We start from the raw sequence: 14,162 nt of genomic DNA, 5'->3' as shown, positions 1-14,162 counted from the left end.
CTACATCTGCAGCTGCACGAATGGCGTCTGCTCCGCCGACATCGGCACCTGGAACCGCTGGGTCAGGTAGGTCGCGATGTCGTGGAACAACGGTGCCGCCGAGGCGCTGAACTGGGTGCCGTGCGGCGCGTCGAGCATGATGCCGACGACGTAGCGCGGGTTGTCGGCCGGGAGGATGCCGGCGAACGTGATCCAGTACTGCGACTGGGAGTAGCACTTGCAGTTCTGGTCGATCTGCTGGGCCGTGCCGGTCTTGCCCGCGATCTGGAAACCGGGCAGGGCCGCCTTGCCGCCGGTGCCGTTCTGGTTCGCGTCACGCGGGTCGACCTGGGTGACCGAGCGGAACATGTCGCGGACGGTCTTCGCGGTCTCCGGGGAGACGACGCGCACGCCTTCCGGACGCTGCTTCTCCGACCGCGCGCCCTGCTCGCCGATCTCGGCGCGGATCAGCCGCGGCGGCACGCGCACACCGTCGTTGGCGATGGTCTGGTACATGCCGGTCATCTGCAGCAACGTCATCGAGAGGCCCTGGCCGATGGGCAGGTTGCCGAAGGTCGAGCCGGACCACTGGTTCAGCGGCGGCACGACACCGGACTCCTCGCCGGGGACACCGGAGTTGAGGCGTCGGCCCAGGCCGAACTTCTGCAGCATCTCGGCGTAGCGCTCCTTGCCGACCTCCTGGGCGGCGAGCAGCGTGCCCACGTTGGACGACTTGGCGAAGACGCCGGTGAACGACATGGGCACGGTTCCGTGGCCCCACGCGTCCCTGATCGTGCGGTCGGCGACCTTGAGCGAACCGGGCACCTGCAGCACGTCGGAAGGCTTGAAGAGTCCGTACTCGACGGCCGCGGCGGCGGTGACGATCTTGTTCACCGATCCCGGTTCGAAGCTGGATGCGACCGCCGCGTTGCGCTTCTGGTCCTCGGAGGCCTTGCCGAAGTCGGTCGGGTCGTAGGTCTTGTCGTTGGCCATCGCGACGATCTCGCCGGTGCGGCTGTCCAGCACGACGGCGGAAGCGTTGGCAGCGCCCGACTTCTTCGCGTACTCGGTGACCATCCTCTGGACCGCGTACTGGGTGTCGATGTCGATCGTCAGCTCGAGGCTCTTGCCGGGCAACGGTTGCACGAGCTCGCGTTCGGTGTTCGGGATGACGAGCGTGTCGTCGCCGGACATCGTGTCGACGACGCGGCGGCCCATGCGGCCGGCCAGCACGTTGTCCTGCGCGCTCTCCAGGCCGAGGATGCCCTGCGTGGTCGGCGGCTTCTCCTCCTGGCGCCAGTTCGCGGCGCCGATGATGTTCGACGCCAGCTCGCCGTTGGGGTAGATGCGCTTCGAGCGGTACTCGGAACCGATCTCCGCCGGGTACTTCGCGACGATCTTCGCCGCCTTAGCTGGCTCGGCCTCGTTGACCAGGACCTCGTAGCTGATGTCCTCGACGAGCTGCTTGTAGACGGCTTCCTCGTCGGTCTTCTCGCCGTTGACCTCGGGGCCGAGCGTGCCGGAGATGAACTTGGCGACCTCGCGCGCGTGGTCGTCGTAGCTCAGCGGGTACTGCTCGGGGTCCTTCGCGCGCGCCTCGTCCCACGTCTTGCGGGCGCGCTGCGGGAGGATGTAGAGCGCGCGGACCTCGATCGAGAACGCGAGCTGGTTGCCGTTGCGGTCGAGGATCGAGCCGCGTTCGGCCGGGATGTTCTGCCGCGTCGTGCGCTGTTTCTGCGCCTGCAACGACAGCTCGTCGGCCTGGATGCCCTGCACCTGCACGAGCTTGACGCCCGCGATCAGCAGCGCGCCGATCAGCAGGATGCGGCCGACCGCGATGCGCAGCTTGCTGTTGCCGCCCGTGCGCGAGGCAGGGCGGGAGCCGCGCACCGACAACGGGCGACGCGGCCCCCGCTGCTGAGGACCGGGCATCAGTTACCCGCCGGAGGAGTCGGGTTTCCGGCAGGCGGGGTCTGGCCGGCAGGCGGGGCCTGACCCGCGGGCGGCGCCGGCGTCTCGGACGACGGCGGTGGCGGAGGCGTCGACTTGGTCGGCGCGCTCGGCTTGCCGAACTCCTCGATCGTGCCGTCCGGGTTCTGCCTCAGCCGGGCCGGGTTCGACGGTTCGACGAGGCCCATCTCGCCCGCCCGGCGAGCAAGATCCGTCGGCGACTCGAGCAGCGCCACCTCACGGCGCAGCTGCTCCATCCGCAACGTCAGCTTCTCCGCCTCGGACCGGGCTTCCTGCAGGCGGTAGGTGTCGGCGGCGGCCTGGGTCGAGAAGTACATGATCCCGGCGACGCCCGCGCCGAGCACGAGCATCACCAGCACGACGAACGGAGCCTTCGACACGGGCTTCTGCTGCGGCACGGCGGCGCCGCTGCGCAGGTTCTGGGCACGCTGAGCACGGCGGGCGTAGGCGCGCTCGGCACCAGCGGTCCGCCGGCGAGCCTTGTCCTGCTCCTCGGCCTTGCCCTGGGAGGGGTCGCGGGGCGACGGCCCACCGACCCTCGCGGGTGCCGTCATCTCGGTTCTCCGATCCGTTCCGCCGCACGCAGCCGCACCGGCGCCGCACGCGGGTTGTCCTCGATCTCCTGCTCCGACGCGAGCTCCGCGCCCTTCGTGAGCAACTTGACCTCCGGCCCGTGGCCCGGCAGCTCGACCGGCAGCCCCGGCGGGGTCTTCGACTTCGCCAGCTCCGCGAACGCCTGTTTCACCATCCGGTCCTCGAGGGACTGGTAGGACTCCACGACGATCCGCCCGCCCATGCCGAGCACGCCGAGCGCGGCGGGCAGCGCGAGTCGCAACGACTCCAGCTCGCCGTTGACCTCGATCCGCAACGCCTGGAACGTGCGCTTCGCCGGATGCCCGCCGGTGCGCCGGGACGCCGCGGGGACAACGTTGTAGAGCAGCTCGACGAGCCGCCCGGAGTTGGTGAACGGCTCCTTCTCGCGTTCCCGCAGCACCGCCGACGCGATCTTGCCCGCGAATCGCTCCTCGCCGTAGGTGGAGAGGATGCGCGCGAGGTCGCCGTGCGAGTAGGTGTTGAGCACGTCCGCCGCCGTCATGCCGGTGCCCTTGGACATCCGCATGTCGAGCGGCGCGTCCTTCGAGTACGCGAACCCGCGCTCCTCCTCGTCCAGTTGCAACGAGGAGACGCCGAGGTCCATCAGCACACCGTCCACATGCGAGTAGCCGAGGTCTTCAACGGCCTCGTCGATGTGGTCGTAGGTGACGTTGACGAGCTTCACGCGGTCGCCGTGCTTCGCCAGCCGCTTGCCGGCCATCTCGATGGCCTGCGGGTCCCGGTCGAGCCCGATGAGCGTCAGTTCGGGGTGGGCGCTCAACAACGCGTCGGAGTGGCCGCCCATGCCGAGCGTCGTGTCGACGACGACGGCGGGCTTGCCGGAGAGCGCTGGAGCGAAGAGTTCCAGGACGCGGTCCAGCAGCACCGGAACGTGCCGCGGCTGATCCATCGTCCCTCTACTCCCCTGATGCGCGTTCGGGTGACGTCAGGTCCCCGCCCGCCCGTCGAACCTGGCGCCGGGGAAGGTGCGCCAGGGCCGATAGTCGAGCGGACCGAGGCCTCACGGCACCCGAATCGCGTTTGAACATCCGGCCTGTTGCTCGGCTGACCGCCATCAGAAGACGCCCGGTATGACCTCCTCGCGAGCCTCGGCGTAGCCGTCCTCGTGCTCTTCGAGATAGGTCTGCCAGGCGGTCGCGTCCCAGATCTCCATCCTGGTGAACGCGCCGACGACCACGCACTCCTTGGTCAGCCCGGCATACCGGCGCAGTTCCGGTGCGATCAGAACGCGGCCCTGACCGTCCGGACGCTGCTCGTCCGTACCCGCGAACAGATACCGCTGATAGGCGCGTACGGCGTCGTTGGTGAACGGCGCCTCGGCGACCTTCCTCGCCATCTGCTCGAACTCAGCCCGGGGAAACACGTACAGGCAGTGGTCCTGGCCCTTGGTGACCATGAGACCTCCCGCCAGTTCGTCCCGGAACTTCGCAGGCAGTGTCAGCCGACCTTTGTCGTCCAAGCGCGGGTAGTGAGTGCCGAGGAACACGGCATCCACCTCCCTTGCCGGGCGACGAGACCGGCAGTGGAGCCCCCGTCTGCCCCACCGGCCGCCACAGTACCCCACTTTTCACCACAGTCAACGCTGAAACAGGTGTTTATACACCAACTCGTGACCCGTTTTCCCAGGTAGACGCAGTGGGGAGGCGTGGGGGGAGGGTGGGGGACCTGGTCAGCCACCACCGTGCCGAGTGAGTGTTCAGCCCCGGTTCAGCACTCGAACGGCCTAGAAATTTCCGCCAAAACATGGGGCTGAGACGCGTTGGTGGGGGAAGGTGGAAACTGTTGGTGCGAACCCGGTGTAGCCCGCAGGTGTAGGTCACTTAGCCGTGGTTTGACACACTGCGTGAAACGCTCACACGTCCGTGTTCCGGACACGGCTGCTGGAGGTTTAGTGACACCGGGAAGCCCAAGCGCGAACAGTCACGCGCCGGTCGATCAGGTCCTGGGTGAGTTGCACGGCGCCGTACAGCGGATCGCCGCGAACGTCGAACGGGTGCTCGTCGGCAAACCCGACGTGGTCCGTCTCGCCCTCGTGACGCTGCTCGCCGAGGGGCACCTGCTCGTGGAGGACGTGCCGGGGGTCGGCAAGACCTCCCTCGCGAAAGCGCTTGCCCGTTCCATCGACTGCACCGTGAGCCGCGTGCAGTTCACCCCCGACCTGTTGCCCAGCGACATCACTGGGTCGTCGATCTACAACCGGCAGGAGAACGACTTCGAGTTCCGGCCGGGACCGATCTTCGCGAACATCGTGGTCGGTGACGAGATCAACCGCGCCTCCCCCAAGACGCAGTCCGCGATGCTGGAGTGCATGGAGGAGCACCAGGTCACGGTCGACGCGCACACGTACCCGCTGGGGTCGCCGTTCATGGTGATCGCGACGCAGAACCCGATCGAGATGGAGGGCACCTACGCCCTTCCGGAGGCGCAGCGCGACAGGTTCACCGCGCGCGTGTCGATCGGGTATCCGGACCCGGCGGCCGAGCTGGCGATGGTCGACGAGCACGCGGGCCACAACCCGCTCGACGACCTGCGGCCAGTCTCGGACGCGGCCCAGGTGCTGCGGCTGATCGAGACCGTGCGCCGGGTGCACCTCTCCCCCGAGGTCCGCCGGTACGCCGTGGAGCTGGTGTCGGCCACGCGCCGCCTGCCGGAGCTGCGGCTGGGCGCGTCGCCGCGGTCCACGTTGCATCTCGTGCGTGCCGCACGAGCGCAAGCCGCGCTGGCGGGCCGTGACTTCGTGGTGCCGGACGACATCCACGCGATCGCGATCCCCGTGCTCGCGCACCGGCTCGTGATGACCGCGGAGGCCCAGGCCGCCCGCCGGTCGCCCGCCGAGCTGATCAGGGCCCTGTTGCAGCGGGTGCCGGTGCCGACTGCCGCTCTCGACCCGAGTGCGGCCTTTGTTCGCAGCATCAACAACAACGCAGGGACGCCACGCTAACGATGCGAACCGCACTCTCCGGTCTGACCACACGCGGAAGATGCTTGCTGGCCGCGGGGTTCGCCGCCGGAATGTGCGCCGCGGTGCTGAACGAACGCGACCTGCTCAGGGTCGCGGCGTTCGTGATCGCGCTGCCCCTGCTGGCGGCGTGGCTCGCGACGAGGGCCCGGGTCGGCCTGCACGCCGCCCGGTTCCTCGCGCCGAGCCGCGTGCCGGTCGGGGCCGCGTCCGAGGTGAAGCTCGACCTGCGCAGCACCGGCCGGTTGCCGACGGGTGGGCTGATGCTCGAGGACACCGTCCCGTACGCGCTGGGCGCGCGGCCGCGGTTCCTGGTGGAACGGTTGCCGCGCAACGCGCCCACGACGTTGCGCTACCCGCTCAAGCCGGTGATGCGCGGCATCCAGCAGGTCGGCCCGCTGATGGCGCGGATCACCGACCCGTTCGGCCTCGCGGAGTTCGACCGCGAGCTGGCGGGCCGGTCACGCCTGGTCGTGGTGCCCCGTGTCGTGCGGCTGTCGGGTCTGCCCGGCGGGTCCGGCATGGGTGCGGGCGACGACGGCTCGGTGCGGCTGCGGGCCGGTCAGGGCGAGGACGACGCGGTCGTGCGGCCGTACCGGCAGGGCGACGACCTGAGGAAGGTCCACTGGCGGTCGACGGCTCGGCGCGACGAACTGATGGTGCGCGTCGAGGAACGTCCGTGGCGCGGTGGCACCACGGTGCTGCTGGACCACCGCGTGCACGCGCACCGGGGCAGCGGTCCCACGGCGTCGCTCGAGTGGTCGATCTCGTTCGTGGCGTCGATCTGCCTGCACCTGCACCACTTCGGCCACCAGATCCGTCTGGTCTCCGAGGACGGGCGGGTGCTCGCGGGCGGGTCGTCCGACGGCGGGCACAGCGATCACGTGGTGCTGGACTCGCTGGCCGCGCTGCAGGGCTCGCACCGGCGTGAGCTCAGCGCCGGCATCGACCCCGGCGCGGGCCAGGAGGTCATCGCGGTGCTCGGCGGTGTGTCGCCGGCGTCCGTGGAAGAGCTGATCCGGTACCGGCCGCGCGGCATGCGCAGCCTGGCCGTGCTGCTGGACGTGAACGCGTGGGCCGGCGGAACGGATGCGACCGCGCCCGACCCCGAGGACGCGCGACGGTTGCTGACCGGCGCGGGCTGGGGCGTGACGATCGCGCGGCCGTCGTCGTCGATGCAGCAGGTGTGGCAGGAGTTGTGCGCCTCGGCGAGTAACCGGGGGCCGTCCATGCGCTCGGAGGTGGGCTGAAGATGGGGTCCCGTTCCGCTCCCTCGAAGGGCGCTGAGCCCGAGTGGTTCACCTCGGCCACGCCGTGGATCGCCGCGCTGGCGGTGCTGTGCGCGTCGACCGCGTTGTCGGGCGTCATCGAGGGTGACCTGTGGCTGGTGCGCATCGGCGTGGTGATCGTCGCGATCACCGTGACCGGCGCGTTCCTGCGGGCGACCCGGCTGACCCCGCCGCTGGTCGCGATCGCCCAGGTCTTCGTGCTGTTGTGCCTGCTCACGGCGTTGCACACGCGGTCGGGCATCTTCCTGTTCATCCCCGGCCCCGAAGCGCTGGGCGAACTCGGCGACGTGCTCGAGGAGTCCGTCGCGCAGGTGCAGACCGGGGTGCCGCCGGTGCACGCGACGCCGGCGATCCAGGCGCTCGTGGTGCTGGCGATCGGCCTGGTCGCGGTGCTGGTGGACACGCTGGCGGTGGCCGCGGCGGCTCCCGCGGCGTCCGGGCTGGTGCTGCTGTGCGTGTTCGCGGTGCCCGCGTCGCTGGCCGACGAGATGCTGCCGTTCTGGACGTTCATCCTGGGCGCCGCGGCGTTCGCGATGCTGCTCGCGGTCGACGGCCAGCACCGGCACGAGGCGTGGCGCGGGAGGCTCGGTTCAGGCTCGGCGAGCGGTTCTGGCGGGTCGGCGACGACGGTGGCGTCGATCGCGATGGTGATCGCGCTGATCGTTGGTGCGGGGTTCACGATCGTCGGCACGGTCGGGCGGCTGCCGATGGGCGGCAGCGGTGGCGGTGGCAAGGGCGGCATCGGGCTGAGCGAGATGACGTCGTTGCGCGGCATGCTCAACCGCGGCCGGACCACCGAGGTGTTCTACGTGCGCGGCCTGCCCGAGGCGACCTATCTGCGCGCGACCACGCTGGCCAAGTACGTGCCGGACAAGGGCTGGGAACGCGGCACGGACCCCGGCGGCGAGCCCGCTCGCGGCGACCTGCCGCCCCAGGCCGGTGACCGCGGCGAGGGCAAGTCGACGCGCATCGACATCGAGCCGCGCGACTGGCGGAGCTTCTGGCTGCCGACCTACGGCGCCGTCCGCAGCATCAACACCCCGGACGACGACTACCGCTTCGACGTGAAGAAGGGCGTGATCTTCAGTCAGCGGGAACGGGAGCCCGAGCCGTACACGATCGACACGGTGCTCTCGACGCCGTCCAAGTCGGCGCTGCGCCTGACCTCGGACGCGAAGAAGGAGGTCGACGCCGAGTACTTCAAGTACGACGGCGTCGAGCAGCAGGTGATCGACCTCGCGAACAAGGTCGTCGAGGGCGCCACCAACAACTTCGACAAGGCCGCCGCGCTGACCGCGTTCTTCAACGGCCCGACCAGCGGGTTCAAGTACGACCTCAAGACCCAGGGCGACGTCACCAAGGACGCGCTGACCGACTTCGTGACCAAGGGCAAGGTCGGCTACTGCGAGCAGTACGCCTCCGCGATGGCCGTGATGGCGCGCGTGGTCGGCCTGCCGTCCCGCGTGGCGATCGGCTTCACCGCCGGCATCTCGTCCGGCGACAACACCTACCGCACGATCAGCACCGACGACGCGCACGCGTGGGTCGAGATCTTCTTCCCGAACCACGGCTGGATGACCTTCGACCCGACCCCGATCAACGACGGTCGCGGGGTCGTGCCGCCGTACCTGCGCGAGACCTCGCCCGGTGCGGAGGACCAGCCGACGGCGGAAACGAAGACCGAGACGGTGACGACGTCGGTGTCCGGGTCGGCGCAGCAGTCCGCCTCGCCCGACGGCGAGCAGAACGCCGGCGACCAGCAGCAGGTCGCCGACACGGGCACGCCCACGTGGCTGATCTGGGCGCTGGGCATCGTGCTGGTGCTGGCGGCGCTGCTGACGGTGCTCCTGGTGCTCGCGCTGTTCGGCCTCCTCAGCGCGGGTCTGATGGGCGTGCCCTGGGCGCGCAAGCTGCTGATACCGACGGTGGGCGCGCTGTGGCTGATCGGCGTCGGCCTGGCGGCGGCGTTGATCTCCTGGTGGCTCGCTGCGGTGCTGGTGATCGCCGGGCTCGTGCTGACGCCTCTGCTCGTGCGCGTGGTGCGCCGCCGCAACCGCCTGCACACGGTGACAGCACTCGGTCCCGGGGCGGCGAGCGCTGCCTGGAGCGAGCTCATGGCCGAGTCGATCGACCGCGGCGCACCCGTGCCGGCGGCCGAGACGATCCGGACGGCCGCTCGCCGGTTGGCACGCGAGCACAACCTGGACGACGCGGGCAAGGAAGGCCTGCGCAAGGTGATCGGGGCGATCGAGCGGTCCTGGTACAGCGCGAGCCCGGCCGCCGACCCCGCCCTGCCCTCAGCGTTGGCCGCGGTGCGACAGTCGTTGCGACAGAACGCTCCGCTGTCGTTGCGGGCGCGGTTGTTCCCGAAGTCGGTGCTCAAGCCGGCGCCCGTGCCGATGGCCGAGACGCCGGAGCGCGAGACGGTTCCGGTCTAGGGCTTCCAGGGCATCCTTTAGGCCTTCCAACGCGAAGGGCCCGCTCCCCTGGTGCGGGCGGGCCCTTCGCGTAGAGGCTTACTGCTCCTCGTCGAAACGACGACGGAAGCGCTCTTCCATGCGTTCGGAGAACGAGCTGCGGCTGCGTGCGGGCTTGCCGTCTTCCTGCGTCCCCTCGGCGACCTGGTCACCTCGACGCAACGTCGTCAGGGTGATGAGCACGCCGAAGAACATGAGCAGGAAGCCGAAGACGCTCACGACGGGAATCCCGACGATCGCGAGCTTCGGGAAGATCACACCCGTGACGAGTGCCGCCACACCTGCCACGAACAACACGATGCCCTGTACACGGCGCCGCTTGGACGGCCGCCGCAACTTGGCGCCTCGTACGGTGGATGCGAACTTCGGGTCTTCGGCGTAGAGCGCGCGCTCGATCTGGTCGAGCAGTCGCTGCTCGTGCTCGGAGAGTGGCATCGTTCCTCCTCCGGCACAGCGGTCGCGGGCGCCGGGTGTTTTCGGTTTCCGCCGAACCCGGCGGACGACCCACCCTGGGGACGTCACCCTCCAGGATACGATCCGCGCGGCCCGGCGACTACCCAGTCGGCCTTCTCATACGGTCGGTTCTGTCACCATCATCCTTCTAGGGCAGTGGTGAGGCCGTCGTGAGGCCTCCACACGGCCCTTGTGGCCGTTCTTTCACGCCTGCCGCCCGCTCGTTTTGAGGTTCGCGCGGCCGGATCGGTTCCACGATCGCCTGGGTCGGCCCGGAGCAGGTCTGACCGGCTGGCCAGCGGTCGCGGGCACCTTCGCCGTCCTTCGGTACGACGCGGACGGGTGCCTGGGTCCGGTGATCGCGGGCCGGCGCAGGGCGGTGCATTTGCGTCCGGTGGCGGCTGCCCCGCTTCTGCGCGCCTCGCGACGGAGCGTGACATCGCGGCGTCGGCCGTCTCGTTTCGCGCTCTCACGCCGGCTGGGTGGCTACGCCTCGCAGCACTGGCGGCTGCGCTTTGCGGCACCGGGCGGCTGTGCCTCGCTCTGGGCGGTTGCGCCTCGCGGCACCGGGCGGCTACCTCTAGCGGTACCAGGCGGCTATGTCTCGCGGCACCAGGCGGCTATGTCTCGCGGCACCAGGCGGCTGCGTCTCGCAAGACTGGCGGCTGCGCCTCGCGGCCCGACGACGCTCAAAAAGTGTCAGACCCGCTGACTATGCTGGATTTTGGGGGTTCCCAGGCCCTGTGAGGCCGGAGCGTGGAGCCCCCGAATCCGATGCTAGTCAGCGGGTCTGACAGTTCTGGGGTCTGACAGTTCAGCGGGTCTAACCGTTCTGGTGGATCAAGCCGCGGCTCTGGTGGGTCAGCCGCAATTCCGGTGGATCAGGCCGCGATCTTGTAGGCGCGGATGATCGTCACCTCACCGGTGTTGCCCGCGGCGTCGGTCGTCTTGGCCCGCAGCGACGCGAACTTGGCGCCGTTGGGGTGCTTCACGATCGCCTTGTCGCCGGCGACCTGGACCTGCTTCCAGGTGGCGCCGTCGTCGAAGGAGACCTCGACGGTGACGCGCTTGACCTTCGGGGTGTTCTGCTGCTGCTCGACCTTCAGGGGCACGACGAGGACTCGGCCGTGAGCCGTGTCGTTGTCATCGAGCTTGGGCAGGAAGCGGACCACCGAGAGCGGCAGCTGCGTGACGTCGGTGGTGTGCTTGGCCTTGAAGGTCCAGGCGCCGCTGACCTTCGTGGACACCTCGGCGGTGCGGCTGTGTTCGATCTCGGCCCTGTACCGGCCTTCCGCGGCCGGGACGTCGAAGATCGCGCCCGGTTGCGGTTGCTCGCCCAGCTTGGTGCCGTTGTGGAACAGCGTGGTCTTCGCGGTTCCGGTGCCGACCCTGCCTTCGCCGCCGTTGCTGTCGGTGAAGAGCGGGACCCTGACGGCGATCTGGTCCTCGAGCCTCGCGAGGCCGAAGCCCGGATCTCCCGGGACGGACGGGCCTAGCACGGCCCTGCCGAACGCCTGCGAGTACTTCTTGCCGCCCTTGTAGGAGGCGGCGAGCGTTTCGGTCGAGTACTCGCGGGTGTTGTCCGGTGTGGTGCGGTCGTAGATCCAGCTCCACTTGCCGCCTGTGGTGTTGACCAGGTCGACCGCCCGGCCGTTGTCGGGCACCTGCGTGAACCAGCCGAAGCCGCCGCTGCCGTCGACCGGGTGCGGCATGGCCGCGACGGCGTGGCGGTAGCCCTCGCCCGCCGGGCGGAAGGTGCTCGTCATCTCGGCGAGCTCGGTCGGTTTGGCCGTGCGCTCGAAGCCCGTGGGCATGCCGCGCTCGGTCCACATCAGGCGGTAGCTGACCGGGGTCTTCTCGTCGCGGGGCGTGCCCTCGAACTGCTCGGCCAGCGTGGTCGTGAAGCCCGGCGCGTCCTGGCCGATCTGGGCGGTGAGGACGTGGTCCGCGAGGCCGTCGAAGAACGCCCAGCCCGAGCCGTACGGCCGGCCCGCCACCTTGGTGGAGTAGGAGATCGTGCCGATGATGCCCTTGGCCGCCGCGTCCGGGGGCTTGAGCGCGACCGGCTTGGCCTTGCGGGCGTCGACCGTGAGCGAGGCCTTGCCGGTCACCACGAACTTGGGCTGCACCAGGAACACGACCTTGCGGTCCGGCGTGAAGATCGGGCTGTCCACGATGTACTCGCCCTTGGGCAGCCGGATGTTCTTGGCCTGGGCCGGATAACCCTTGCCGGTCTTCGTGTTGACGAACGACGTGCCGTGGTCGGCCGTCGGGTTGCCGTCGACGCCCAGCACCGAGACGCCCACGTCGTAGCTCTCGACCTCGCGGTTGACGCTGATCAGCGTGCGCTGGCCGTTCGACGCGACGAGCGCGCCGCTGTAGGCGCCGTCGGCCGCGTTCACCTTGGTGTCAGCGGTGATCGCGGCCTTGGCCTCGCCGCCCGCGGGGACGGTGACCTTCGCCGGGGACACCGCGAACAGACCGGCGGGCGAGGGCTTGCCGTCCGGTCCGGTGACGTCGACGGTCAGGTCGAGCGTGACCGGGTCCTTGCCCGCGTTGCGATAGGTGACCTCGCGGACGACCTTCTGGTCGTCGCCGTGCGGCCACTGCTGCACCCCGAAGTTGATGTTGGCGGGCTCCGCGATCACCTGCTGCGCCAGCATCTTCGGCACGTCGACGCGACCGGTGCCCTGGTCGAACGGCTTGAGCGCCGGGTTTGCCTTGGCCGAAGCCATGATCGTCGCCTTGAGGCGCGTGCCGGTCCAGTCCGGGTGCTGTTGCTTGAGCAACGCGACCACACCCGCGACGTGCGGGGTGGCCATCGACGTGCCGGACATCGCCACGTGGCCCTGTATTCCGGCCTCGGCCGCCACGATGTCGACGCCGGGCGCCGTCACGTCCGGCTTGACCGCACCGTCCGCAGCGGGGCCACGGCTGGAGAAGGGCGCGATGCCGTCGTTGCGGTCCACCGCGCCAACGGTCAGCGCGGTCTCGGCGCTACCGGGTGACCCGATGGTCTCGGGGCGTCCGGAGTTGCCCGCCGCGATCACGAACAACGCACCGGTCTCGGCGGAGATGCGGTTGACGGCCTCCTCGATCGGGTCGATCTCCGGGGTGTCACCACCACCCAGACTCATGTTGATGACGTGCGCACCCTGCTCGGCCGCCCACTGCATGCCGCCGAGAATCGCCGACTCGGTGCAGCCGCCAGGCTGGCAGACCTTGCCGTCGAGGATCCCGGCGTCCGGCGCGACACCGCGGTACTTCTCGCCCTTGCTGGCGATCGTCGACGCGACGTGCGTACCGTGCCCGACCTCGTCGGTGTTGTCCGGCGAGTCGGTGAAGTTCTTCTCGGCGATCTGCTTGCCCTGCAGGTCCGGGTGCTTCTCGTCGACACCCGTGTCGAGCACGGCGACCTTCACACCCTTGCCCGTGACCCCTTGCCGCCACGCCTCGGGCGCGCCGATCTGCTTGGTGCTGCGGTCGAGCGCCACCTTGCGGACGCCGTCGAGCCACACCTTCTCGACCGCACCGCCGCGCAACGACTCCCAGGCACTACCCGACTTCTCGGCCACGCCCGTCACCAGATCGGCCACGGAAGCCTTGGCGTCAAGCGCGCCGATGCCCGATCGTGCGCCCGCCGCCGGCCGCACGATCACAGGGACGGTGTCACGACGCGCGTCGTCATAACCGAACTCCACCAACGACGTCACGTCGAACAGCCGCGGGTCGAGTTTTCCGTTGGCCACCAACTGAACCGCGTCCGCGGGCACGACGTGCTGGTGCCCGTCCTGCGTGTAGGTCCGCACGGCCAACTGACCGCGGCCCGGTCCCGGCACGTATCGCACGACCCGGTTGCCGGCCAGTTCGACCCGGTCACCGGTGATCAGCGTGACGCTCTGGCCGCGCTCTCCCGATGTCCACTCCCCCGGCGCCCGCTCCTGCGCGTGTGCGACAGCCGCCGTTGTCGTGGTGACAAGGCCTGCCGACAGCGCGAGCGCGGTGATCCCCCGACGGGCACCTCGCTGTCCTGATCTCACTGGACCTCCAGTGTTCGATGAGGTGTTGCTTCAGTGACCGTAGGGACACCGAGCGTCACCCCACCTCCTTCTGCAGGCCGGAGGTGCAGTCAGGGATCTCAGCCCGCAGAGGTACGGGGAGTAGCCGATCGACTGGTTGACAAGCGGGTTGTGCGTTGGCGGTGCCGGCCTTGAGGCTCCTTGGGCTTGTGGGGGGTTGCAGCCAAGGCGACGGTTCGAGGACGGGGAGTCGAGGCGCCTGTTCGGTGCGGGCTGAGGGTGCGGGCCGAGGGTGCGGGCCGAGCGTGCGGGCCGAGCGTGCGGGCCGAGCGTGCGGGCCGAGCGTGCGGGCCGAGCGTGCGGGCCGAGCGTGCGGGCCGAGCGTGCGGGCCGAGCGTGC

General features: G+C 69.8%; 9 protein-coding genes. 3 read left to right on the top strand and 6 right to left on the bottom strand.

Going from position 1 to position 14,162, the window contains the following annotated elements:
• The 4 genes from ABZ345_RS39280 to mraZ form a co-directional block, all read right to left on the bottom strand.
• Positions 1-1,911 carry a penicillin-binding protein 2 gene (locus ABZ345_RS39280; protein ID WP_359860036.1) on the bottom strand — a complete coding sequence of 637 codons (1,911 nt, stop codon included), beginning with the start codon at positions 1,909-1,911 and terminating at the stop codon, positions 1-3.
• Positions 1,911-2,504: a hypothetical protein gene (locus tag ABZ345_RS39275; RefSeq protein WP_359860035.1), complete on the bottom strand. Its 594-nt coding sequence runs from the start codon at positions 2,502-2,504 to the stop codon at positions 1,911-1,913. Before ABZ345_RS39275 ends, ABZ345_RS39280 begins: the two co-directional genes overlap by 1 nt.
• Complete coding sequence (gene rsmH / locus ABZ345_RS39270; RefSeq protein WP_359860034.1) at positions 2,501-3,454, bottom strand: 16S rRNA (cytosine(1402)-N(4))-methyltransferase RsmH; 954 nt, start codon at positions 3,452-3,454, stop codon at positions 2,501-2,503. Before rsmH ends, ABZ345_RS39275 begins: the two co-directional genes overlap by 4 nt.
• Positions 3,455-3,619: 165 nt before the next feature.
• Positions 3,620-4,051: a division/cell wall cluster transcriptional repressor MraZ gene (gene mraZ / locus ABZ345_RS39265; protein WP_086664612.1), complete on the bottom strand. Its 432-nt coding sequence runs from the start codon at positions 4,049-4,051 to the stop codon at positions 3,620-3,622.
• A gap of 456 nt (positions 4,052-4,507) precedes the next feature.
• On the opposite strand from mraZ, the gene ABZ345_RS39260 reads away from it, so the two are divergent.
• From ABZ345_RS39260 to ABZ345_RS39250, 3 genes are read left to right on the top strand one after another with little or no spacing between them, the layout of a single operon-like run.
• On the top strand, positions 4,508-5,506 hold the full coding sequence (locus tag ABZ345_RS39260) for a MoxR family ATPase (protein ID WP_359860107.1): 999 nt from the start codon (positions 4,508-4,510) through the stop codon (positions 5,504-5,506).
• A gap of 2 nt (positions 5,507-5,508) precedes the next feature.
• A complete protein-coding gene (locus ABZ345_RS39255; RefSeq protein ID WP_359860033.1) occupies positions 5,509-6,774 on the top strand; it encodes a DUF58 domain-containing protein in 1,266 nt (421 codons plus the stop codon).
• Positions 6,775-6,776: 2 nt separating this feature from the next.
• Positions 6,777-9,251 carry a DUF3488 and transglutaminase-like domain-containing protein gene (locus tag ABZ345_RS39250; RefSeq protein ID WP_359860032.1) on the top strand — a complete coding sequence of 825 codons (2,475 nt, stop codon included), beginning with the start codon at positions 6,777-6,779 and terminating at the stop codon, positions 9,249-9,251.
• Between the two features lie 78 nt (positions 9,252-9,329).
• Here ABZ345_RS39250 and ABZ345_RS39245 read toward each other — a convergent pair whose 3' ends face one another.
• A complete protein-coding gene (locus ABZ345_RS39245) occupies positions 9,330-9,725 on the bottom strand; it encodes a DUF3040 domain-containing protein (protein WP_359860031.1) in 396 nt (131 codons plus the stop codon).
• An 899-nt stretch (positions 9,726-10,624) separates the two neighbouring features.
• Positions 10,625-13,783 (bottom strand): S8 family serine peptidase, encoded by a 3,159-nt coding sequence (locus ABZ345_RS39240; protein WP_359860030.1) that lies wholly within the window; start codon positions 13,781-13,783, stop codon positions 10,625-10,627.
• Positions 13,784-14,162: the final 379 nt, after the last annotated feature.

Source organism: Lentzea sp. NPDC005914 (assembly GCF_040629405.1).
Classification (GTDB): Bacteria; Actinomycetota; Actinomycetes; order Mycobacteriales; family Pseudonocardiaceae; genus Lentzea.
Note: the sequence above shows the minus strand (reverse complement) of the source record. Positions and strands in the feature narration are given on the sequence as shown.